18 protein-coding genes and 2 pseudogenes are annotated in these 23,020 nt (G+C 49.0%); 12 read left to right on the forward strand and 8 right to left on the reverse strand.

Going from position 1 to position 23,020, the window contains the following annotated elements; all coding sequences use genetic code 11:
* Positions 1-528: 528 nt before the first annotated feature.
* From PREDE_RS04855 to PREDE_RS04880, 4 genes are all read right to left on the reverse strand, one after another.
* Entirely contained in the window at positions 529-1,476 is a 948-nt protein-coding gene (locus PREDE_RS04855; RefSeq protein ID WP_015298502.1) for a DUF6261 family protein, read from the reverse strand.
* Positions 1,477-1,854: 378 nt separating this feature from the next.
* Complete coding sequence (locus PREDE_RS04865; RefSeq protein ID WP_015298503.1) at positions 1,855-3,522, reverse strand: hypothetical protein; 1,668 nt, start codon at positions 3,520-3,522, stop codon at positions 1,855-1,857.
* Between the two features lie 80 nt (positions 3,523-3,602).
* Entirely contained in the window at positions 3,603-3,827 is a 225-nt protein-coding gene (locus PREDE_RS04870) for a hypothetical protein (protein ID WP_005844666.1), read from the reverse strand.
* Positions 3,828-4,240: 413 nt separating this feature from the next.
* Positions 4,241-5,146 carry a DMT family transporter gene (locus PREDE_RS04880; RefSeq protein WP_005844669.1) on the reverse strand — a complete coding sequence of 302 codons (906 nt, stop codon included), beginning with the start codon at positions 5,144-5,146 and terminating at the stop codon, positions 4,241-4,243.
* Between the two features lie 112 nt (positions 5,147-5,258).
* Between PREDE_RS04880 and PREDE_RS04885 the strand changes: the two genes are divergently transcribed.
* Positions 5,259-6,089: an AAA family ATPase gene (locus PREDE_RS04885; protein WP_005844671.1), complete on the forward strand. Its 831-nt coding sequence runs from the start codon at positions 5,259-5,261 to the stop codon at positions 6,087-6,089.
* 9 nt (positions 6,090-6,098) lie between these two features.
* Positions 6,099-7,118: pseudogene (locus tag PREDE_RS04890) on the forward strand (DUF4435 domain-containing protein); the annotation flags it as partial.
* On the opposite strand, the gene PREDE_RS14385 reads toward PREDE_RS04890, so the two are convergent.
* Positions 7,112-7,891, reverse strand: a complete 780-nt coding sequence (locus tag PREDE_RS14385) for a ZIP family metal transporter (RefSeq protein WP_154648461.1) — start codon at positions 7,889-7,891, stop codon at positions 7,112-7,114. The pseudogene PREDE_RS04890 and the gene PREDE_RS14385 sit on opposite strands and share 7 nt — an antisense overlap.
* Before the next feature lie 207 nt (positions 7,892-8,098).
* Between PREDE_RS14385 and PREDE_RS04900 the strand changes: the two genes are divergently transcribed.
* The 4 genes from PREDE_RS04900 to PREDE_RS04915 all read left to right on the forward strand — a co-directional run bounded on the left by PREDE_RS04900 (position 8,099) and on the right by PREDE_RS04915 (position 14,179).
* Positions 8,099-8,830 carry a helix-turn-helix domain-containing protein gene (locus tag PREDE_RS04900; protein ID WP_005844677.1) on the forward strand — a complete coding sequence of 244 codons (732 nt, stop codon included), beginning with the start codon at positions 8,099-8,101 and terminating at the stop codon, positions 8,828-8,830.
* A gap of 144 nt (positions 8,831-8,974) precedes the next feature.
* Positions 8,975-11,029 (forward strand): outer membrane beta-barrel protein, encoded by a 2,055-nt coding sequence (locus tag PREDE_RS04905; RefSeq protein WP_154648439.1) that lies wholly within the window; start codon positions 8,975-8,977, stop codon positions 11,027-11,029.
* Between the two features lie 158 nt (positions 11,030-11,187).
* Positions 11,188-13,116: a molecular chaperone DnaK gene (dnaK, locus tag PREDE_RS04910; protein WP_005844682.1), complete on the forward strand. Its 1,929-nt coding sequence runs from the start codon at positions 11,188-11,190 to the stop codon at positions 13,114-13,116.
* Between the two features lie 76 nt (positions 13,117-13,192).
* A complete protein-coding gene (locus PREDE_RS04915; protein ID WP_005844684.1) occupies positions 13,193-14,179 on the forward strand; it encodes a bacteriophage abortive infection AbiH family protein in 987 nt (328 codons plus the stop codon).
* A 78-nt stretch (positions 14,180-14,257) separates the two neighbouring features.
* On the opposite strand, the gene PREDE_RS04920 is transcribed toward PREDE_RS04915, so the two are convergent.
* The 3 genes from PREDE_RS04920 to PREDE_RS04930 all read right to left on the reverse strand — a co-directional run bounded on the left by PREDE_RS04920 (position 14,258) and on the right by PREDE_RS04930 (position 17,407).
* On the reverse strand, positions 14,258-15,232 hold the full coding sequence (locus PREDE_RS04920; RefSeq protein ID WP_005844686.1) for a DUF6261 family protein: 975 nt from the start codon (positions 15,230-15,232) through the stop codon (positions 14,258-14,260).
* A 434-nt stretch (positions 15,233-15,666) separates the two neighbouring features.
* The gene (locus PREDE_RS04925) at positions 15,667-15,891 is read right to left on the reverse strand and encodes a hypothetical protein (protein ID WP_005844688.1); all 225 of its coding nucleotides are present in this window, start codon (positions 15,889-15,891) and stop codon (positions 15,667-15,669) included.
* Positions 15,892-15,904: 13 nt separating this feature from the next.
* Positions 15,905-17,407 (reverse strand): leucine-rich repeat protein, encoded by a 1,503-nt coding sequence (locus PREDE_RS04930; protein ID WP_015298506.1) that lies wholly within the window; start codon positions 17,405-17,407, stop codon positions 15,905-15,907.
* 544 nt (positions 17,408-17,951) lie between these two features.
* On the opposite strand from PREDE_RS04930, the pseudogene PREDE_RS04935 reads away from it, so the two are divergent.
* The 6 genes and pseudogenes from PREDE_RS04935 to PREDE_RS14245 form a co-directional block, all read left to right on the forward strand.
* A pseudogene (locus PREDE_RS04935) lies at positions 17,952-18,395 on the forward strand (mobilization protein); the annotation flags it as partial.
* 2 nt (positions 18,396-18,397) lie between these two features.
* On the forward strand, positions 18,398-19,060 hold the full coding sequence (locus PREDE_RS04940) for a hypothetical protein (protein ID WP_005844696.1): 663 nt from the start codon (positions 18,398-18,400) through the stop codon (positions 19,058-19,060).
* Between the two features lie 100 nt (positions 19,061-19,160).
* Complete coding sequence (locus tag PREDE_RS04945; protein ID WP_005844698.1) at positions 19,161-19,367, forward strand: helix-turn-helix domain-containing protein; 207 nt, start codon at positions 19,161-19,163, stop codon at positions 19,365-19,367.
* Complete coding sequence (fic, locus tag PREDE_RS04950) at positions 19,360-20,271, forward strand: protein adenylyltransferase Fic (RefSeq protein WP_005844700.1); 912 nt, start codon at positions 19,360-19,362, stop codon at positions 20,269-20,271. The genes PREDE_RS04945 and fic overlap by 8 nt, the downstream gene beginning before the upstream one ends.
* 62 nt (positions 20,272-20,333) lie before the next feature.
* Complete coding sequence (locus PREDE_RS04955) at positions 20,334-22,667, forward strand: hypothetical protein (protein ID WP_005844702.1); 2,334 nt, start codon at positions 20,334-20,336, stop codon at positions 22,665-22,667.
* Between the two features lie 55 nt (positions 22,668-22,722).
* Positions 22,723-22,821, forward strand: a complete 99-nt coding sequence (locus tag PREDE_RS14245; protein ID WP_235777477.1) for a TIGR02391 family protein — start codon at positions 22,723-22,725, stop codon at positions 22,819-22,821.
* The last annotated feature ends 199 nt before the right edge of the window (positions 22,822-23,020 follow it).

Here is a 23,020-nt window from a genome sequence, read left to right on the forward strand (position 1 = left end):
CGTTGTTTGTTGTTGTTTGTCGTTGTCTTTTGAACGCGATGCGGTGTGCAATGTTCTTGCCCCCGTGCGTGTCCGTTCATGTTGGCAAAGACAACTGGGAACAACGGATAACAACATTTATGCCGTGGCGCAGCGTTGTTTGTTGTTGTTTGTCGTTGTCTTTTGAACGCGATGCGGTGTGCAATGTTCTTGCCCCCGTGCGTGTCCGTTCATGTTGGCAAAGACAACTGGGAACAACAGATAACAACATTTATACCGTGGCGTAGCGTTGTTTATGGTTGTTGGTCGTTGTCTTTTGAACGCGATGCGGTGTGCAATGTTCTTGCCCCCGTGCGTGTCCGTTCATGTTGGCAAAGACAACTGGGAACAACGGATAACAACATTTATACCGTGGCGTAGCGTTGTTTATGGTTGTTGGTCGTTGTCTTTTGAACCCATGCGACACGTTGTTGTCTTTTGAACCTATGCGACATGTCGTTGCCTTTTGAACCCATGTGAAATGCCGTTGTCTTTTGAACCCGACGCGGTTCACCCCTCCACTTTCTCGTACACAAAGAGGGAGCCGTTCTTGTTCTGCCCCACCCAGATGGTCTTGGGCTGGCCGTCGGGCGTGGTCTGGCCCGCCACGACGAGCTCGTAGTGCCGCTTCGCCCCCGTCCCCTCCGTCTTGCCCGTGAACGACAGGCTGCCGGCCGCAAGCCCCAGCTGCTGCTCCAGCGCGGCGAAACCCGGCCGCAGATGCGCCTCGTGCTCAGCCCGGCGGCGGTCGCGTGCTGTCTGCGACGTGCCCGCGCGGTGGGCCAAGAGTGTGCGGCGGTTGTCCACTAAGTTGTTGTACTGCGTGATGAGCGAGGCGATGGGTGCCGAGGGCTCCAGCTCGTCCAGCGCCTCGACGCGGCGCAGCACGGCCGACAGCGCACGGTCCGTCGCGGCCCGCAGCTGCTTCACGTCGAATGCGCCGGCCGTCACGCCCGTCTTGAGCTGCGCGTGGAAGAGCTTGTCGAACACCGTGTTGTCCATCTCCAGCCGGTTCACGTACAGGTCGGCGTCGATCTTCGTCACGTGCTGTGCCATGTCGTCCGTGCCCAGGTCGGCCACGAGGTTGCGGATGAGCCCCGTCTCCTTGTCGTAGTTCGATGCCGTGACGTTGGGGTAGGCCTCCATCACGCGGTTCACGGCCTCGGCGGCGGCCTGCGTGGCCGCGTCCGTGCTGTGCAGGTGCAGGGCCACGGCGAGGCGCAGGGCTTGGTACGACCTGTCGCGCCGCTCGTCGGCCTCGCGCATCTTCTGCGTGTTGGGCTCCGTTCGGGGCTGGTTGAGGGCCTTGTCCTCGGCGGCCACGGCAGCCTCGAGGGGCCCGAGCACGGCGGTGAGCTTCTCGGTCTTCGCCTCCTTGCAGAGCGTGAGCACGCGGTCGGCAAACTGGTAGTGCTCCATGTTGTGGAGCTGGTGCAGATAGATTTTTTTGGTTTCCATCTTGTTTTGAATTTGAGATTAATGCGATGTTTTTTGTGTTCCCACGGTTGGGAAACGCTGTTTTTCTCCTTTTTATGCTTTCCCAGTACTGGGACGGCCGTTTTTTCTTCGTTTTGTGCTTTCCCAATGTTGGGAAACGCTGTTTTTTCCTTTTTTATGCTTTCCCAGTACTGGGACGGCCGTTTTTTCTCCTTTTTGCGCTTTCCCAATATTGGGAAACGGGCGCCGGCCCGCATGTTTGGAACATACACGACGGGTGGAAACGATGCCGCATCGGGTGGCGGTGCATCCAAGGGGGGAGGAATGCCCTATACTTCTGATGCCTCGAAAGCATTATTTTTCTTTCATCCGTAATTGAACTCTGATGCGGAAACGAGACTACTCGAATGCCTTGACCATGTGACCATAATTACGAGTATTGTTGGCGGACATTATAGAGATTTCTGTACTTGTAAAATTGAAGAAACAGGCATAATTAGTAAAACTGTGATGGCCATCCGATGACCAATATGTTCCTTGCCAATAATCAGACATGTATAATTGACTGCCTAAATAATAACCAGCAGCGTACAGATAGAAATAATCATTTAGCTCGCTGATCTTTGGCAGATCGTGCGAAAGATTATAACTTTCAAGACTTGGGGGATCATCGCGCATGTTTACTCCATTGGGCGCTGCTGCTGCCATTGCGGACTCGGTTGTGGAATTGTCAAAAGCTATTTTTGCTTTTTTCTTCAGCCACAAACGACCGCGGAAAAGATGCCCCATCATGAGCCACAGTTCATCGTCCCAATGTGGATTGCCTTTCTGGGCATACCACTCCAATTCGTTCGTATTGGGGCAGATGGCGCAAGAATTTGAGGCATAAATATGAGCTGATCCTATAGGTACAGGATTGTAATAGCGGTCGGGATCCGATGCCGTGGGATAATTGGGATTGCCTCCGTCGAATCCGAAAGTGGGCTGCCAGATATTGGGGTCTGAGGGATTGGCAGGATTCCATTCATGCTGCCACCAATAGTTCTGTTTGGCATCCCACATGTAGTAGTTCTTGTAGTCGTTGTTGGTCTGAAAGTCGAGATTCGACGTAATGTCCTGCATCTTGCCCGGCTTGAAATCCATGGTCACGTATTTGGTGATGGTTCCCTCTATAGGTTGAACCTGGCCGCCCATATTGTATGGCTTATAAAATCCGTCTACCGTGTTCTTCAGCCAATAGCGGATGCGAAGCGAGTGGGTGCCGGGAGCGATGACGACATAAGAGGCGTTCTTGCCCATGTCGTCGGTCGTGTTGTCAAGTTCGAATCCGCTGCCTGTGGTCAGCGTGATGGTTCTGGAGCCACCCGAGGCAAGGGTGAGTGTTCCGTCGGTGGCAATGTTGTAGGTGCCGGCAATATCATCGTCGGAAACGATTTCTATCTTCGTGAGCTTGCTGCGATGTACGTAGGCATTGGAGGAGCGGGGAATCAGACAGAGGTAGGAAGCCTTGTGGTCGAGAGTGAAATCGTAGTCGGTGACACCGTCGCTTGCTGTGGCTGTGGCAATGGCACAGTCGCCCGACTCGCCAGCATGGTCAAAGTTGTTGGCGGCCGACTGCGTCTGCTGTGTCTTGATCTCGACCTGAGGCTGCGTGCCGTCTATCGGTTTGTTGGTGTAGACAACATCGTGCGTGGGGTTGCCGTAAACTCCGGTGGTGAGTGCAAACCTGGCATGCGAAGTCTTGGCTGCTGCGGGAAAAACTGCTGTACCGCTCTGCTGCCACGTGCCTCCATTGTCCTTCACCCAGATTTTGTCCGTGACCGACCAGGTTACGGCTGCGCCGCTGCCTTTCGTGTGGCCTACGATGGCCGTGCGTGTGGTGGCTTCGGCTTGAGTCTCACCGCTGAATACGGTCGCTCCAGCAGGAACTTTTCCGCCATTCTCTTTTTGCTCGGGCTGTGGCATGCTATTGTCGTTCGCACAGTTGACGGTCAGTATTGTGGTTGCCATCAGCAGACATGCTCTGAACCATCGGTCTGTTCTTTGTTGATTGCCTAAAGTCTTCATTCTGTTTTTTGTTTTATCTGTTTTTGTTTCCATTCGTGGTGGCAGCAAGCTGCCGGCTCGTACTTGATAGTCGCGGAAAGCTATTCTTCCCACGGCTTGAAGCCCACCTTGCCGCCAATCTCTCCGTCTCCGTCCTCTTCGTCTTCCCATGCGCTGCTCCATCGCTTGGCATCTCCGCCTTGACCGCCAGCACCTATGGTTCCGGCATTACCGCTGGCAATCTGCATCAAATAGTCACTTTCGACCGTGATGACGGTTGCCTCAGGGCACACATATACCCGCTTGTTCGTTTGCTTACTTTTCATGCTTTAAATTATGATTTGGTGAATTAAAAATGTCTTATTTTACTTTTTGAACGGTTGCCAAAAAGGCACGAAAAATCAAGCAAAGGAAACTCCGGGGAGTCCTTTGCCTATTGGGGTTGCGCGTGGTTCGCCTCGCGCGCGTACGCGTGTATGTTTTAGAGAGAGGTTACGCCAGTGGCTTGAGAGAGAGAGAGAGAGAGAGAGAGAGTAGCAAATTATTTGGAACTACCAAACAATTCGACGAAAAATTTGCAGGAAATTTTGCGATTCCCTGCGCCTCTTCAGCTCTGTTGTATCTCTTAATGGTGTACATGTTTTGCGACAAATGCGGTGCAAAGGTAGTGAATGTTTGGGAAATGAACAAGAATTAAGGGTAAAAAAAGTAAAAGAGTAAAAGGGTATGGCCGTGGTATTTAGGCACAATCACGCCGCGACTTCGACTTCACCACCAGCCAGACGCCCGAGAACACCAGGATGACGGCAACGCCCTGCATCCACGTAAACACGCCCAAGCCGGTGAGCACGCTCACCGTGACCGAGACGATGGGCTGCACATAGTTGTACACACTCACCACCGTGGGCCGCAACACGTGCTGCCCAATGATGGACAACAGATAGCTCACAAAGGTGCCGAAGAACACCACGTAGCCCGTCTCCATCCAGGCTTTTGCCGGTATTTCGGGCCACGGCAGGGCGGGCACGTGGGTCAGCGTGAGGGGCAGAACGATGACGGCGGCCCAAAGAAACATCCACTTGTTGACGGTCACGACACTGTATTTGCGGATGAGCCGGCTAAAGAGCGAGAGGTAGAGGGCAAACGACACCTGGGCGCCCATGCACATCAGGTCGCCCCGAATGTCGCCCACACGGGCACTGGCGGCCGACATGCTCGTGAGGATGAGCGTCACGGCACCACAACAACCCATGAGTACGCCCCCGGCCTTCTTGGCCGTGATGGGCTCGTGCAGAATGAAAAAAGAGAGCACCATGGCGAAGATGGGCATGGAGGTGGTGACAATGCTTGAGTTGATGGGTGAGGTAAAACTCAGGCCAACGGTGTACAAGCACTGGTTGCACACAATGCCCAGAACGGCGGCACCGGCCATCAGCAACACGTCGCGCAGGGGCACGTGCTCGTGTTTCACGAAGAGAGAAGTCAGCCAGAAAAGCGCGGCGGCACCGGTCACTCTGAAAGAAACCATCGAGATGCCGTCCACTCCATGATTCATCGCGTCCTTGCCCAGCGGAGCCATGAGGCCCCAGATGGCCTCGGCCATGAACATACTGAGGTGAGCCTGCAGTGGTTTGTTGTTGTCCATACCTGTCGTTCAACCTTAAATTCGCGCAAAGATACGAATAAAAAGAGGACGGAAGATTGGAACATCGGGATTTTTTGCTAATTTTGTCATATACACATCAACCTTGTCAGACATGCAGAAATACGCAGACTATATCAAGCAAATCGAGATTGAGTCGCTATGGAGCGGCCAGAAGCACGTGGTGTGGAATCTGGACCGGCAGGTCAATATCTTGAGTGGAGTGAACGGCGTGGGCAAGTCCACTATATTAAATAAGGTGGTGAAGGGACTGGCGGCCGGGGGCGAATTTCCCAGCCACATGATTAAAGGCGTGCACCTGAAAGTGGAGCCCGCAGACGCCAAATGGATTCGTTACGACATCATCCGCAGCTTCGACCGCCCGCTCATGCACTCGGACGCGGTGACAAAAATGGACCTCTCGTTGGCTACGGAGCTCGACTGGCAGCTCTTTCAGCTACAACGCAAGTACCTGGACTACCAAGTAAACGTGGGAAACCGCATTATCGAGGCCTTGCAAACCTGCGGCACCGACGCCCCCTTGCAGGCGCAGCGGCTGGCCGAGCCGAAGCGCAAGTTCCAGGATTTCATAGACAGCCTCTTTGCCGACACTGGCAAAACTATCATCCGGACGGAAAACGAGATACGCTTCTCACAGCTGGGAGAGACGCTGGTGCCCTATCAGCTGTCGAGCGGCGAGAAGCAGATTCTGGCCATTCTGCTCACCGTGCTCGTGGAGGACAACCAGAACTACGTGCTCTTCATGGACGAGCCCGAGGTGAGCATGCACGTGGAATGGCAGAAACAACTCATCGACCTCATCCTGGCCCTGAACCCCAATGTGCAGGTGATTCTCACCACCCACAGCCCCGCCGTTGTGATGAACGGATGGATGGATCGGGTTACCGAGGTGAGCGACATCACCGATCAGAACCGCGAAGGATAGCAGCAGACCATGGGCAAACGACTCAGCGACAACATCACCTCTTCGTATTTCGAGGCGGCCAACCGGCTGAACTCGAAACTGTCGCGACGCAAAATCGTGGCCTACGTCGAGAGCTACGACGACGTGTACTTCTGGCGGCAGATACTGAGCCAGCTGGAAACCGACAGGATGTACTTCGAGGTGATGCTCCCCACGCGCGTGCAACGGCTCGAACGGGGCAAGAAAGCGGTGCTCATGCAGCTGCTCTCGGGCAACGTGGGGCAGAGCATGATAGCCTGTGTGGACGCCGACTACGACTATCTGGAGCAGGGAGCCACGCCCACTTCGCAGCAGGTCATCGCCAACCCCTACGTGTTCCACACCTATGCCTACGCCATCGAGAACTTGCAGTGCTACGCCCCGTCGCTGCACGACGTGGCCGTGGCCGTGACGCTAAACGACCATCTGATTTTCGATGCCGAGCAGTATCTGACCGACTATTCCGAAGCCATCTTCCCGCTGTTTGTGTGGAGCATTTGGTATTACCGCACGCCCCACTACGGCCAGTTCACCATCACCGATTTTCTGAAAACCATCGAGGTCGGTGCCTTCTCACTGAACCACGTGGACGAAGCCATCAGGAACCTGCGGCGAAAGGTGGGCCGCAAGGTGGAGTTGCTGCAACACCGCAACCCTCATGCCCGCGAGAGTTATGGCCGGGTCAAGGAAGACATCAAACGGCTGGGCGTCACACCGTCCACCACCTACCTCTATATCCAGGGGCACCACCTATTTAACAAGGTGGTGTTGCCCATGATGTCGAAGATATGCGACAAGCTCGTCCGCGAAAAGGAAAACGAAATAGCACGGCAGAGCGTACACGGCACACAACGCCGCAACGAACTGTCGTGCTACAGCAACAGCGTGGAAGACATCATTCCCATGCTGAAAAAAAACGCCGGATTCATGCGTTCGCCCCAGTATCGGAGCATCAGGGCCGACCTGGAACGCTTTGTGCAGGAACTGGACAAGCCCGCCGCGGCTCAACCCAGCACCACGTCGAGCAGCATCATCAACACGAAACCGATGCCAAAGCCAATGGTGGAGAGGTTGGAATGTTCGCCCTCGGAGGCCTCAGGAATAAGTTCCTCGACCACCACATAGAACATGGCACCGGCGGCAAAGGCCAGCAAATAAGGCAGCACGGGGGTCATGACCGAAGCCAGCAAAATGACCAGCAAACCGCCAACAGGCTCTACGGCCCCGCTGAGCGTACCAATGATGAACGACTTGAGACGGGTGCCACCGGCCGCCTTCATGGGCATGGAGATGATGGCCCCCTCGGGAATGTTCTGAATGGCAATGCCCAGAGACATGGCCATGGCACCCGCAGCCGAGATCCATTCGCCCCCTTGCAACGCGCCGGCAATCACCACACCCACGGCCATGCCCTCGGGCACGTTGTGGATGGTGACGGCAAGAGACAGCATGGCCGCCCGGGAAAGGTGCGACCGCGGGCCCTCCGGACGGGCATTGCCCAGGTGCAGGTGCGGGGTGATCACGTCGAGCAGCAACAGGAAACCCATGCCCGCCAGCATGCCCAGGGCGGCCGGCATAATCTTCAGTTTGCCCATATCGGAAGACATCTCCATGCTCGGGATGAGCAGCGACCACACCGAGGCAGCCACCATCACACCCGAAGCAAAACCCAGTAGCGACTTCTGCACACGCTGGGGCATCTCGCCTTTCATGAAAAATACACACGCCGCGCCCAGCGTCGTCCCCAGAAAGGGAATGAGCAGGGCCAGAGAGACTCCATTCATCATTGGTCTGCGATTTTTTGTTTTGCAGTGCAAATGTAGGCATAATTCTCTTTTCCCACAACTTTTCCGGCCGTGCAACAGCTCAAATAATGATGTTTGGGTATGAAAAAGCGGACGCAGCCATTGGCCGTTTCCTCATTTTAGGCTAACTTTGCACAGCACAAGCCTGTGGCCGGAAAGCCACCGAAACCCTTATCCGCAAGACACATGAAAGCCTACCAAGCCGTTATCGTATTTTTGCTGCTCGCCAGTTGTTCCGCTGTTGCAAGCCTGCACAGCTACCGCTGCGCCGAGGGACTCATCGTAGCCGACATGAACCAGGCCCTGGCCCAGACGCTGGACACCAAGCGCGAGGGCTGGATTACGCCCGACACCATCCGCAACTATCGCAGCCACCTGCAAATAGCCGCCCTGCGCAAACGGTCGATGGTGTGCTATGCCATGGACGAACCGGGGCCGGGCCTTTGCAGCCGCAAGATGCGCTGGAACGGGGCCCAGGCGCCCATCGTCTTTCAGGGGTATGCCAATTGTTCGGCGGCCTCGGTCTTCGCACTGTCCGACCAACGTCTGTCCTTCTCGCTCTCGTTGGCGGCCCTGCTGTGGCTGGCGGGTTCCATAGCCTGTCTGAGGCGGCAGCATCGCAGACACACCGTGCTGGGCGGACTGGCCTTCGACGCACAGACACAATGTTTCTATGACAGCCGGCACCGCCCCGTGGCTTTCACTCCCATGCAGCAACAACTCATGACGCTCTTCTTCACCGCAGACGAACATCGCCTGTCCAAGCAGGTCATCTGCGACACGCTTTGGCCCAAGAAGCCCGATGCCAGCGACACGCTCTACACCCTCATCAAGCGGCTCAAGCCTGTTGTTGCGGGTTGCAGCCGGCTGCAAATTGTTTCCGACCGCGGCAAGGACTACCAATTGCGCGCAGAATAGCCCTCTTACACCCATAACACCCACATCTCCAGCAGTTTGCATGGAGATGTCAGGTGGCAGATGGTCAATTGTCAGGCAGTTGTCAGCTTTGTTTTTGCCATTTTCCCCAACATCGCCCTACCTTTGTCTCAAAAACAAATGGCGATGAAACACAATGTAAAAACAAAGATGGCGGCTGTTATCCTCCTGCTCACCCCTACCCTATCCACACTGGCCCAAGAGGAACAGCCCGTGAAACTAAACGAGGTAAAGGTGGAGGCAGCCCGCGTGGTGAGCAAGCCCAACGGACAATACATCATGCCTACGGAGGCACAACGGCTGGGATCGGCCAATGGCTACGGGCTGCTGGCCAAACTGGGACTCGCCCGTGTACGTGTGGACGAAGTAATGCACACGGTGACGGCGGCCGACAACCTCGGCACGGTGCAGCTGCGCATCAACGGTGCGCTGGCCTCGCGCGAAGACCTGTTGGCCCTCGACCCCAAACTGGTGACGCGCATCGACTACGTGTCCAACCCTGGCGTGCGCTACGGGGCTGGGGTGGCCTGCGTGCTCGACATCCATACCCGCCGAAGCGAGGCTGGGCACACCGTGGGCACGCAGCTGGCCAACACGCTCACCGCCTGGCACGGCAATGATGCCGTCTATGCCAAATGGAATCGGGGACGAGGCGAGTTGGGACTCACTTACAACATGAGTTATCAGGACTTTCGGGGCGACCGTTATGCCGAAGAAGCCGACTATCTGCTCACCGATGAGAGTCACCGCACCGTGAGCCGCACGGACCAGACGACACGTTCGCGCTCGTTTGACAACAACATCGAACTGAAATACAATCTGGCCGACTCCACAAACTATGTGTTCCAAGCCACGCTGGCCGGTGCTTTCAGCCATGCGCCGGGCAACGGAAAAACCGTGCTCGTGGCCGATGCAGGGCGTAGCCAGACTGCCATGAACTGGCAGTCGGACAAGCAATGTACGCCCAGCCTTGACCTCTATTTCTTCTGTCAGCTGGGCAGCCACCAGACACTGACAGCCAATGTGGTGGGCACCCACATTGCCACCACCGACTCCTCCTATACCGATGAGGGCTCGGCCTACGCCTACCAAGTGGAGGGACGCACGTGGTCGCTCTTGTCTGAGGCCATCTATGAGAATCGGCTGCACCCCGTCACCCTCTCACTGGGATTACGCCACACGCAGAAATACACGTGCAACACCTATACGGGCGATGCCGCCGCTGTGAACGGCATGCACAACCGTGGGCTCTATCTCTTCGGCGAGGCACAGGGAAAGGTCGGCCCAATCGACTATGTGGCCGGCATGGGAGCCAGCTGTGAGCATTATCGGCAGCAAGGACACAGCTACGACTACTGGCTGTTGCGACCAAAAACTACGCTGAATTGGACTGTTACGAGGCCGCTCAGCCTACGCTACGTGTTCGAGATTTCGCAGCACATCTCCAAGATTGCCATGATTAGCGACACGCGCATCCGCCGCAACAGTCTGGAATGGACGGTGGGCAACCCCGACATACGGCCCAATCGGGTCACAACCCACCGCCTGACAATCGACTATACACGACCGCGATGGCAGTCGGAGATGGAGGTGGAATACCAGATGAACCATAACTGCAACTTGGCCAAATACACGCGGACAGACGACAACCAATTTCTCTACACCCAGGCCAACCAGCCCGCATGCAACATGCTGCGGCTGCAGGGCAGCCTACGCTACGACATCGTGCCCGACAAACTGACGGCCTCGGCCGATGCCTCGTTATGCCGGTTTTTCAACCTCGGCGACGACTATCGGCACTACCTCACCTCATATAATATATATGCGGCTCTCAAAGCCTACTTGGGACGCTGGACACTGATGGCTTATGCCGACAACGGCTGGAAGTTCATGGAAGGTGAGAGCCAAGGGCACCAGGGAGCCGCCACCTATCTGGCATGCAGCTACAGGATGGGACGCTGCATGCTGGCCCTCCACTGGCAACACCCGCTGCAAAGCCGCATGCTCAGCAATGAGGGCGAGTTGAAGAACAAGCTCATACACAAACGGTTCAGTCTGCACTCCTCCGATCGGGCCAACATGCTCACCCTCAGACTGACGTGGAGGCTTGACCGCGGTCGCCGGTACCGAGACATTGACAGAACTCTGCATAACAAGGACACCCAAACGGGCATTCTCTGAATCTGCACGATGCGTCTGCAAGACTAATGCCTGCGTCATACCCAGCAGCTTTCTCTGTCAGTTTGTCAGTCTTTCGGCAATGGCATATCGTTTGTTTAGTAAGGGCAGACAACAATGTCAGAACAACGAACAGACAACAAATAAAATAAAATACGATTATGGGAAAGATTATTGGAATCGACTTGGGAACAACCAACAGTTGTGTCTCTGTATTTGAAGGCAACGAGCCTGTAGTAATTGCCAACGCCGAGGGCAAGCGCACCACGCCTTCTGTGATTGGCTTCGTGAAAGATGGCGAGCGCAAGGTGGGCGACCCTGCCAAACGTCAGGCCATCACCAACCCAAAGAACACCGTCTACTCCATCAAGCGCTTCATGGGTGAAACCTATGAGCAGAGCCGCAAGGAGGCTGAACGCGTGCCCTACACCGTAATCAACGACAATGGTTACCCCAAAGTGGAGATTGATGGTGCCGCACATCCCTACACGCCGCAGGAAATCTCGGCTATGGTACTGCAGAAGATGAAGAAGACGGCCGAGGACTACCTTGGGCAGGAGGTGACGGATGCCGTGATTACGGTGCCGGCCTATTTCTCCGACTCGCAGCGTCAGGCCACCAAGGAGGCTGGACAGATTGCCGGACTCAACGTGCGCCGCATCGTGAACGAGCCCACGGCTGCCGCACTGGCCTACGGCGTGGACAAGGCCAACAAGGACATGAAGATCGCCGTGTTCGACCTCGGTGGCGGTACGTTCGATATTTCCATCTTGGAGTTTGGCGGCGGCGTGTTCGAGGTGCTCTCCACCAATGGCGACACCCATCTGGGTGGCGATGACTTCGACCAAGTAATCATCGACTGGCTGGCCGACGGCTTCCAGAAAGAAGAGGGCATTGACCTGCGCAAGGATCCCATGGCCATGCAACGTCTGAAAGAGGCTGCCGAAAAAGCCAAGGTGGAGTTGTCATCGACCACGACCACTGAAATCAACCTGCCGTACATCTCGGCTGAGGGCGGCGTGCCCAAGCACTTGGTAAAGACACTGACGCGTGCCCAGTTTGAACAGCTGGCTCATGAGCTGATTCAGAAGTGTCTGGTGCCCTGCCAGAATGCCATGCGTGATGCAGGCCTCTCCACGTCGGACATTGACGAGGTGATTCTCGTGGGTGGTTCGAGCCGTATTCCTGCTGTACAGACTCTGGTGAAGAACTACTTCGGCAAGGAGCCTTCCAAGGGTGTGAACCCCGACGAAGTTGTGGCCGTGGGTGCTGCCATCCAAGGTGCCATCCTCAATAAGGAGAGCGGTGCCGGAAACATCGTGCTGCTTGACGTGACTCCGCTGACCCTCGGTATCGAGACCATGGGCGGCGTGATGACGAAGCTCATCGAGGCCAACACCACCATTCCCTGCAAGAAGAGCGAGACATTCTCTACCGCTGTGGACAACCAAACGGCCGTGACCATTCACGTGCTGCAGGGCGAACGCCCCATGGCTGCACAGAACAAGAGCATCGGTCAGTTCAACCTTGAGGGTATTGCCCCAGCCCGTCGTGGTGTGCCACAGATTGAGGTGACATTCGACATTGATGCCAACGGCATTCTCAACGTGAGTGCCAAGGACAAGGCCACAGGCAAAGAGCAGAAGATTCGCATTGAGGCCAGCAGCGGTCTGAGCGATGATGAAATCAAGCGCATGAAAGCTGAGGCCGAAGCCAATGCTGCTGCCGACAAGGCCGAACGTGAGAAAGTGGACAAGATGAACCAGGCTGACTCAATGATATTCACCACTGAAAACTTCTTGAAGGACAACGGCGATAAGATACCAGCCGATCAAAAGCCCGGTATCGAGTCAGCCCTCCAGCAACTCAAGGACGCTCACAAGGCCGCTGACGTCACCGCAATCGATACGGCAATCAACAACCTCAACACCGTAATGCAGGCAGCGTCACAGCAGATGTATCAAGGTGGAGGTGCACAGCCGGGCGCAGACGCAGGTCAAGGCTTCCAAGGCGGTGCTACCGACAATCAATCGCAAGGCACCAACCCTGACGACACCGTCCAAGATGCCGACTTTGAAGAAGTGAAGTAAGAATAAACATTATAGTAATCGCAGCAGTCCGAAAGGATTGCTGCGATTATTGTGTTAAATAGAAAAGTTAATACATATGGCAAATGCAGTTTACATTATAGGCAATGGATTTGATATGAGAATGGGTATGCTCACCGATTATCCCAGCTTTCTAAAGTATTATAAGGCATTAGAGGCTCCATCTAATGAGATTGGGAAAATTAAGATGAGATTCTTTCAAAAGATGAAAGAAGAGGAAGCTAAAGAAAAAAACAAATGGGCAGATTTAGAGGTGGCGTTAGGTGCATTTACAAAAGACGAAACTAACATAGGGTTATTTAAGGATTTTTGCAGGAACACTAATGAAGAACTTATCAATTATCTCAAAAGCGTTGAAAAACAATCGCCTACTCCGTCAGAAGAAGAAAAAGAAAAATTCTTCCATGACTTAGAAAGCCCAGAGCGATACTTGAGATCCCTCAAATTACGACAAGACTTTATCAACAATGCTATTACAAAGGACGAAGTATATTCAAATATCATAAGCTTCAATTACACAAGTACAATCGAGAGGTTACTTGATGGACATACTAATGAAAACTCACATATAAGTGTAAGACATATTCACCGTACACTTAAAAATGATTATGTACTATTTGGGGTGAATAATGCAGAGCAGATAGAAAATGAAGAGTTCAGAAAAGACGAAGCCCTACTCGATTTGATAGTAAAACCAAAAGGTAATGCCGAATTAGGAGAGAATATTGATGCTGAATGTGCGAATATAATAAGGGATGGACATATCTTCTACATATACGGAACTTCGCTTGGTATAACAGACCAAATTTGGTGGAATTCTATTGCACAGCGATATAAAGGTTCTAATAGCGTTATATTGTATTTTGACCATGAAAATGAAACAACTCAAAGACACGATATAGAGATGTCAGCATTAGAGCGTCAAATTCGTGATAAAGTTATAAATGCAATGGGACTTCCGGGAAGCGAGCCCGATCACAGACAACGAATATATGTTGTTCGAAATGCTGATATATTTCCCTATCGAGAAATAAAAGATAAGTAACAAGAAGTAAACGTTGTGAAACAACAATGCAAAAAGGGTGAAAAGACGTGCTGGCATCTTTTCACCCTTTCTGCTATTTTATTCCGTCGTCGCCTGCCCCACTCCCCCCGGCTCCCCCGGTCCGGCCATATAATTCACCCTGACGAGCTTTTCGCCGGCGATCTTCACCCAGATGAAATTCGTGGCATCGTCGTTGATGTAGAGCAGATAGAGCGTGGTTTTGGCGTCCAACTTGGCCGTATGACCCGCATACGACAGCGACTTTTCTTCCAGCCCGAGTTCTTTCTCGAACGCGGGAATCAGCCCGGCCAGCAGCTTGGCCGTTTTCTTTTCCTTTTCTTTGGGAGAAAGCCGGGAAGTGGTCTTCAGCACCTCCTGCTTGAAGCGGCGGATCTGCCGGTTCACATCGTCGATGAACGCCGCATAGTCGGCCGCACCCTCGATTTCGGCATAGGCGTTAATGCGGCGGATGAGCGACTGGTAGGCCTCGTCGGTCCTGGCGCGCATTTCCTTCAAGGCTCCGAGCACCTCGGCCGACTGCTCCGTGTCGCGCACTGCCAGCGCCATCCGCACATTGTCGTTCGCCAGCTTCATGCCCTCCACAAACGGCTGCAGATTCAGATTGGCCACCTCCGCAGCGTACTTGCCTTGCAGATCCTCCACCAGATTGGTCATCAGACCCGTCTCGCGGTCCAGCTGCATTTTCGGCGTGATACCGTAGTCCGTCAGGTGCTGCCACAGCTTGTCGGCCGCCAGCTTTTCAGACCCGCCGGGGAATCGGCAGTAACTCCTTACGCCCTCGCGATAGCCGCTGAAATAGCCGTCGCGCTGCTTGTCGGCCTTTTCAATCACATCGCTCAACGCGCTCTTGCGGCTCAGCACCAGCACGTCGTTCTCCGCCTTCACGGCTGCCGTCAGTGCGTCGGTCTGCGTCTGTGCCTTTGCATACACTTTCGCATCGGCTTTCGCCTTTCCGGCCACGGCCTCCATGAAATTGTAGTGCGCGCCGTTGTTGATGCGCGTCAGCGCAATTGTTTCAACCTCTTTTGTCATAGATTTCAACTTTTGGTAATGAATAAAATGGTTAACGATCTCGGAATAGCTCCGAAGAGCAATTTTTGCTTGTTTTAAGGCGTTGTAGGTCTACAATCTTCACTTTCCATTGGAATTTGACTTTCGTAGGCCTACAATCTTCACTTTCCATTGGAATTTGACTTTCGTAGACCTACAATCTTCGCTTTCTATTGGAATTTGACTTTCGTAGGCCTACAATCTTCACTTTCCATTGGAATTTGACTTTCGTAGGCCTACAATCTTCACTTTCTATTGGAATTTGACTTTCGTAGGCCTACAATCTTCATTTTCCATTGGAATTTGACTTTCGTAGGCCTACAATCTTCACTTTCCATTGGAATTTGACTTTCGTAGGCCTACAATCTTCACTTTCTATTGGAATTTGATTTTCGTAGGCCTACAATCTTCACTTTCTATTGGAATTTTGCATTTCCCGCTGTCTTTAACAAATTTCCCGTGGGATTTTCGTTCCAGCAATCGCCGGCGTCCTCGTCTTCGTCGAAGAAGTAGCCGGGCTTGGCCAGTCCTTCGTCTTCACCGACGGAATGGGAACTGACGACGAACTGGGCGAGGTTTTCTGCGGGCTCGATGCGTACGATTTCGGTATGAGGAGCCGTGTATGTTTTTTTATGATTCATGATGTTTGTTTTTTTATTGGTTGATGATTACTTTCTTTCCGTTCACGATGTAAATGCCGCGGGTGGGGCGTGTCACGCGGCGGCCTTGGAGGTCGTAGATGGCGTTGTCTTTGGGCTGTCCGGTGGGTCGGATGCCGCGGATGCCGGTGGTTTCGGCTTCCTCGCGGGCAGCGTCGAAGTCAACGATGAAGCGCTTGGCGCGGGCGATGGCTGCGGGCAGACGGAGCCCGGCGCGGTGGGGTTTCAGCTTGATGGAGGCGCCGGCGCGCGTGCCTTGTTTGTAAAAGCCGAGGCCTTGGTCGCCGCTGTTCGAAAGGATGTAATATTTGTAACCGGCTCCGCTAATCTCTTGCTCGGTGGCTGTGCCCACGAGGAGATTGCCCGTGACATTTTCTTCTGTGCCGGTAACGTTGGCCTGGTAAATGACGGTGCTGTTGGGCGTGCCTTGCAGGATAAATCCCGTCTGCTTGGGGATAATCTTGCCTGCACCGAACGCTTTCACTACGGCTTGGTCGGGAGTAGTGATGCTGCCGCTGGGCGTGACGCCGGTGATGATGTAGGCCGTGCAGCCCGCGGGTACGAGGAAATTCTCGTTTTCTAAGTAGTAGGTGGTGTAACCGGTGGGGCCGATATTCACCTCTTCGCGGTACTTACCAACATAGGCTGTCCATGGTGTGGCCGCTCCCGTTGCTGTTTCATAGTTGAAAGTTGCATCAACAGGAACATAAATGGTAGCTGTGCTGTTGATACCCAGATTTCCGCTTGCACCTTGGTCAAAGGCAGGTGCTACAAAGGGATGCATGTAGATAGTATTGAGGTTGGGGCCATCAAAATGACCTACCATCTCTACAGCAGCGGGAATAGTAACAGAAAGCAAATGGTCTGACTGATTGCTAGAACCTCCCGTACTACTGCCTTTAAGCGTCTTCAGCGTCTCCGGGTAGATAATCTTCTCAATGCTCCATTGCAGATAACCGAAGACTTCATCCAACTCTGTTATCTGGGTTTGCGACAGGTCGTAAGTCTGATAAAAAGGAGGTGTCCCATATATCCCCCAAGAACCGGCAGCATGAAAAGCCCCCTTGCCAATAGAGGTAAGGGTAGAAGGGAAGTTTATCTTGCGCAATGTATATGTTACTTCAAAAGCACGCTCTTTAATTGTAGTCAGCCCTTCCGGTAATTCGACATCAACTATATTGTCATCTGCTATATAAAACAATCCCATTATTCCTATTGCCTTTACCTGATAGGTGATACCTACATGTTCCACTGTAGCAGGAACTCGGAAGACTGTAAGGTTCAAAGTCCGTAGCTGATCTCTATACGGATCCACGATAGGAGGATTCATAAGCCCGCCATCTCCATTGGTAACTTCCACGTGATGGTTGGCAGCATCGATGATCTTATAGTAGATTCGTATACCATCGCTATTGGTCTCCATGAAATCGTAAGCGGCTTGCGCATGGAGCAGAAGCGATACCATGCAGCCTAAGAAAAGTAAAATGATTTTCTTCATGTTTCTTTGTTTTATCGTTGAATATTTAACCAGAATAATCGTCGTTATTTCCCTCTTGCGTGGCTTGGCAAAAGGGTACGAAAAAGCGCACAAAGGGAACTCCTCGGAGCCCTTTGTTTATGGGGTTTGCACGCTTCTCACGCGCGCGTAGAATAAAGCTTAAAAAATGGTTACACGACGCTAAGTGCGAATGTGTGTGTGTGTGTGTGTGTTAGCAAATTATTTGGAACTACCAAATAATCAATGCAAAAAGATGCAAAGAAATTCAAGATTCTTCGCATGCTGTCATTGCTCTGATATGATATTGCTAATTCGTTCACGGTGGCAAAGGTATGACAAAATTCTGAAACGGCCAAATAATCGGGAAGGAATTCTCCGTATGATCTGTTTTTCAGAGTAGTAAGTTCATGCTTTTTCGTCCAAAGGCGCAGCCGAAAAGAAGAAATACCGCACCACGGTGAAACTGAATACGCAGGATTAATAAATTACATTCTTGATGCGAAGAAAGGAACAGACCTCATTGATTGTTGTGGAGTAAGACAACCTGAAAGAACCCGATAAGACCAAGTATGAAATCTATCAGGCGTTGAATGCAGAAATAGTTCGGTGCAAGAATTGGAAAGCTTTGCTTGCTCACTTGAAAAAGCAAGATATTGATGTCCGCTTTAAGTATAAAGGTAACTCACAGGAAATACAGGGGATCATCTTTGAAAAGAACGGTTATCATTTCAATGGTTCTAAAGTGGATAGAGGGTTCAGTTATTCCAAGATAGACTTTGCCCTGCAACAGAATAACAGGGAACACGAACAGCAAACACAAGGAATGATAAACCTTATATCCAATGTTGCAAGTGTTACGGGCGAAATTACCAACGACCTCATCGAAGGAGGATTGGATTTGTTTCAAACTCATGGTACTGTCCCTGCGGAGGTTTACAACACACTCGATAAAAAGAAGAAAAAGAAAAAACGTAAAATACATTTATAACTATGGCTGATAATAATACATTTGTCCTTTTTGAGGAAATCAAAAACAAACTGGAGACAATTTACAGGGAGCTAAAGGAACTGAAAGAAAAGGAGAACGGTTCTGTTTCTCTCCCTGTTCAATCTACACTAGCACAAAGTGATGAGCAGAAAGAACAGAAATTGCTCAATCAGTATGAACAGCGAACAAAAGAAGTGATTAACAAGTATATTGGTGTGCAAGTGCGCATCAAGGACGAGGAAGCCAAATCCATTGATAAGTTGGTGGCAAGTGTTTTGACTATGTTACACGAGTGGCAGGAGCAGAAAGAACATCCACAACCTCAAGAACAGATTCACAGGCACAGTTTTGACATCAAGTCCTCGAAAGTTTTTACTTATATGGTAGCAGTATCTGTCCTTTGTTTTGTTTCTTTGGTCGGCAATTACTTCTTGTGGCAAAGCAAACAGCAATACAAAGACGATGCCTTGAAATTCCGTATTATCAGGGTATGGCGAGGTTGTAGCCCTAAGGAAATCCTATGGCTTAACGATGTGTTTGACATTCATCGTAATGAAAAGATTATCAAACTAATCAAGGAAAAAGCAGATGATTACGACATGGAATTGAAGCAAAAGGCAGATAGTTTGATGCAGAATAACCTGCAAAATAAGAAAAATAAATAGTGTTGAACACATAAACTTTAATAAGAGGGGAAAATTCCTCTCTTATTAAGTATTTTATACAAGAAAATTTACTATATTTGCAAACAATCATATAATATTTATGGAAAGTCCAACTAATAGAATTAAAGAGGTGCTTATCGAGAAAGGAATTAAGCAAACATGGCTTGCAGAGAAACTCGGTAAGAGTTTCACTATTGTGAATTCATACGTTTGCAATCGTCGACAGCCAAGCCTTGAATTACTATTCCGGATTGCAGAGATCTTGCAGGTGAATCCAAAAGATTTGATTAACACACCAGATGAGTAACGTTTTTATTATGACAGAACATAAAGAGCAACATAAAAAATCTATTCGTTTTTTCAACGACCGTGAAGTAAGGGCGGTATGGGACGACGAACACAATAAGTGGTGGTTCTCTGTGCTGGACATCATTACTGCAATTAACGAGCAAGATGATTACCAAAAGACCAGAAACTATTGGAAGTATCTCAAAATAAAGTTGAAGAAAGAGAATAACGAACTGGTTAGTGCCACTAACCGGTTCAAAATGCAAGCCCCGGATGGGAAACAGCGATTGACGGATATGCTGGATAGCGAGGGCGTAGTCTTATTGGCAAAGGCTATGCCTAACAGCAAGGCAATGTCATTTCTCGATTGGTTTACCTACAGCGACAACACCATTGATGGGCAGAGTAAGAAGAAAGCCTACCAACTTTTTGAGAGTGCAATCTTGCAATCGGCAAAGCCGGGAAGCATAAAGTGTCTGCAACAGATACATGCTTATCTCTTTGGAGGATTATATGACTTTGCAGGACAAATCCGAACTAAGAATATATCCAAAGGAGGCTTTACGTTTGCTAATTGTATGCACTTCCCCGAAACCCTGCAAACAATAGAGCGAATGCCTGAAACAACCTTTGATGAGATAATGGACAAATATGTAGAGATGAATGTAGCTCATCCTTTTATGGAGGGTAATGGTCGCAGTACTCGCATTTGGCTCGACCTCATGCTGAAGTCTTCTCTCAAACGATGTGTGGATTGGAGCCAAATAGACAAAAACGAATATCTGACAGCCATGCGCGAGAGTGTTTCTGATAGCACACATATCAAGGCTTTGGTGCTGCCAGCTCTCACAACCAAGATTAATGACCGAGAAATGTTTATGAAGGGTATTGATTATTCATATTATTATGAACAAAATGAGTGATACATAAGATGAGACTTTATTTCCACAGTTTAAAAATTACGGCAAATCAAAACTAAAATATTATGGCACAACAAAAAGCAGTACGAAGTTTTATTCTTGAAGCAATAAAAGGATTAAGGCCAGATGAGTTTAGTGAACTAGTTCGCACTTTTCAGACATCATATTTACACAATAATGAAGCAATTAATGTTGATGGTGCAAATGATGGTGGCTGTGACATAAAAATCTTTCAGAATAAGAGAGAAATAAAGAAGTGTGTTCAAGTCACAACTCAGAAACAAATTGAACTAAAGTTAAAGAAGGATCTTGAGAAGGTTTCTAAGATGATATCTCAATATCGCTATTCTAATAAGTTTGAATTTTATTGTTCAATTCCAATTTCAGAGGACAAGATAGAAGAATACAAGAAATTTGCTATTGACGAACACGATATCGAATTAGATATTTATGAGGCAAAACGTTTATCACAATTAAATTGCAGGGAGGTTGTTGACTATATTTATTCTCTCCATTCTGATGTGGTGTTGAAGCCAGAACAGATGAATATTGACAAGTCGACAAAAACTTTATATGACTTATTGGCAAATGGCAAAGATTCTTCAGACATTAAAAACAGTCTGGTTGATTCTGTTATTATTTCGATCTTGTATGAAAAAGCTCCAATCGACAGTTTAGAGTTGAAAAATGAACTTGAGAATAGATTGGGAAAAAATCTTCCGGACATATTACACTCTGTAAATAACTTGAAGACAGATCGACGAATTATAAAAGTTCCAGATAATCACAATCTTATTCAACTATCAGAATTAGAATATGGAAATGTTAAAGAGATTCTTGCAAACTCAAGAAAAGCTGAAAAAGATTTTTGTGACTCTTTTGCAGAAATCTTGGCAAAATATCAAATAGACTATAATGGAGAGATTCTTAATAAACTTAAGTACTTGTATCAATACCATTATTCTAATGATATTGATGACAATACACAAAGTGACGAATCTGCAGATCTTGTTGTATTTGAATCATTTAAAAAATATCTTTTGAATATTATAGATGACAAAGAGGATATTTGTAAACTTATTCAAGAAATAAGTACTCTATGTTCTTCAAATAACTATCTCAACAAGATAAGTGCTAGTGAATCTTTTTTAAGCCTATATAAATCAAATCAGTTAGAGCGGTATTTAAACCAAAAGCATAAAGATATTTATTTGGACACTCCAACATTTGTATATCTTCTCTGTTCATATTATGGAGTTGACAATAACGATTGGGATAATCCATTTTATCGTTCAATGAAGAGTTTAATAAAACTAAGAGATACTTATCCCGATAAAATTAGTTTCTACATTACTCAAAACTATTTAGGTGAAGTCGCAGGAGAAATAAAAAAAGCATTAATCTTTTCTCAATTTGAGAGTTATCCTTTTTTTAAAGATATGGGAGGTACAAGAAATACGCTCTTTAATTATTATGAGTATTTGAAACACAGTAACCTTTTTGACAATAGTGATAATATAGAGTATTTCAAAGATTTCATATACAGTCTTGGTCTAGATAACACAAACCCAAATGATTCTCGTTTTTTCAAAGATGCAAATCAATTTCTTAGCCAAGTAGCTAAAGATTATGAAATTAGCATAATTAATTGGAGTCAAAATGACAAATATGCTGAATTCAAAGTCGCATATGAAAAAATTCTTTTAGCAAATTCAAAGAACAAATCTGAAATGGCTGTTTGTAATGATGTTAATCAAGTGATAGTTTCTTTAGAACACGATAGGTATACCGATTGCTATTTAACCACATGGGATACGACAATTCATCTATTAAGAGATAAAGTTCTCTCAGAAGATGAACATTTAAAATATAGCTATTTCTTTATTTGCAATCCTGCAAAATTGTCAAATAGAATAGCCCTAGAGAGTTTTAATATTGACGGGTCTGCATTAACTAATGATATTTTTGCGTACGCAGATAAACGATATGACATTTCAAATCGTGTTAAAAGTCTTTTAGAATTGATTGCACCATTTCTAAAGGGGAGTGGCAGTAAAAAAATATTTAGGAAATTAGGAAGAATTAGAAAGGAACAGATTGAATTAAGAGGATCTGAAGTAGGAGATGGAAAAGAAGAAAAAAACTTACCCATAGAAGAAATCTTCATGTTGTTAATACCTAATAAAAATAAGGAAAAAGAGGATAAGAATATTATGGATAAATTTTCTTTATTCATGAGTTCCGAAGAAAATTCAGATTATATCATTGATATAATAAATCAGATTTCGAATCTGGAGGATTATAAAGCGTACGACTTTACAGAATATTTCGACAAAATAAAATCTATTGATTTATCTGGATTAAGCGAAGAAATAGAAGCATATGAGAAAACTACATGAATAAGATTTATAGAGAAATTATTTAGTAAGAAACCTATATTAATAATTACCAAACTTGTTCAGAAAGAATGAGCATGAAGGCTTCTGTAGTCTACCTAAAGGTTTATGCAGTATGTTTAGAAATCCAACAGCACATGAGCCCAAAGTTGATTAGGAAATTTCGGAACAAAACGCCCTTGAAATACTTGGAATAATATCCTATTGTCATAGACGATTAGACAATTACCAAAAACAGATGATTCTATGCTATATACCAATGAACATACATTATTTGGCAATTTTGAAAACAAAGGTTATATACGTAGGGTAATAGAAACTATTCGGGTTCATATTGAGAGGGGCTGAATAGTACA

The sequence above is a fragment of the Prevotella dentalis DSM 3688 genome (assembly GCF_000242335.1).
Taxonomy (GTDB): Bacteria; Bacteroidota; Bacteroidia; order Bacteroidales; family Bacteroidaceae; genus Prevotella; species Prevotella seregens.

Excerpts from the sequence above, each read along its gene's own strand:
- PREDE_RS04855 (WP_015298502.1), bottom strand. The coding sequence starts at position 1,476 with ATGGAAACCAAAAAAATCTATCTGCACCAGCTCCACAACATGGAGCAC.
- PREDE_RS04865 (WP_015298503.1), bottom strand. The coding sequence starts at position 3,522 with ATGAAGACTTTAGGCAATCAACAAAGAACAGACCGATGGTTCAGAGCA.
- PREDE_RS04870 (WP_005844666.1), bottom strand. The coding sequence starts at position 3,827 with ATGAAAAGTAAGCAAACGAACAAGCGGGTATATGTGTGCCCTGAGGCA.
- PREDE_RS04880 (WP_005844669.1), bottom strand. The coding sequence starts at position 5,146 with ATGGACAACAACAAACCACTGCAGGCTCACCTCAGTATGTTCATGGCC.
- PREDE_RS04885 (WP_005844671.1), top strand. The coding sequence starts at position 5,259 with ATGCAGAAATACGCAGACTATATCAAGCAAATCGAGATTGAGTCGCTA.
- PREDE_RS14385 (WP_154648461.1), bottom strand. The coding sequence starts at position 7,891 with ATGAATGGAGTCTCTCTGGCCCTGCTCATTCCCTTTCTGGGGACGACG.
- PREDE_RS04900 (WP_005844677.1), top strand. The coding sequence starts at position 8,099 with ATGAAAGCCTACCAAGCCGTTATCGTATTTTTGCTGCTCGCCAGTTGT.
- PREDE_RS04905 (WP_154648439.1), top strand. The coding sequence starts at position 8,975 with ATGAAACACAATGTAAAAACAAAGATGGCGGCTGTTATCCTCCTGCTC.
- dnaK (WP_005844682.1), top strand. The coding sequence starts at position 11,188 with ATGGGAAAGATTATTGGAATCGACTTGGGAACAACCAACAGTTGTGTC.
- PREDE_RS04915 (WP_005844684.1), top strand. The coding sequence starts at position 13,193 with ATGGCAAATGCAGTTTACATTATAGGCAATGGATTTGATATGAGAATG.
- PREDE_RS04920 (WP_005844686.1), bottom strand. The coding sequence starts at position 15,232 with ATGACAAAAGAGGTTGAAACAATTGCGCTGACGCGCATCAACAACGGC.
- PREDE_RS04925 (WP_005844688.1), bottom strand. The coding sequence starts at position 15,891 with ATGAATCATAAAAAAACATACACGGCTCCTCATACCGAAATCGTACGC.
- PREDE_RS04930 (WP_015298506.1), bottom strand. The coding sequence starts at position 17,407 with ATGAAGAAAATCATTTTACTTTTCTTAGGCTGCATGGTATCGCTTCTG.
- PREDE_RS04940 (WP_005844696.1), top strand. The coding sequence starts at position 18,398 with ATGGCTGATAATAATACATTTGTCCTTTTTGAGGAAATCAAAAACAAA.
- PREDE_RS04945 (WP_005844698.1), top strand. The coding sequence starts at position 19,161 with ATGGAAAGTCCAACTAATAGAATTAAAGAGGTGCTTATCGAGAAAGGA.
- fic (WP_005844700.1), top strand. The coding sequence starts at position 19,360 with ATGAGTAACGTTTTTATTATGACAGAACATAAAGAGCAACATAAAAAA.
- PREDE_RS04955 (WP_005844702.1), top strand. The coding sequence starts at position 20,334 with ATGGCACAACAAAAAGCAGTACGAAGTTTTATTCTTGAAGCAATAAAA.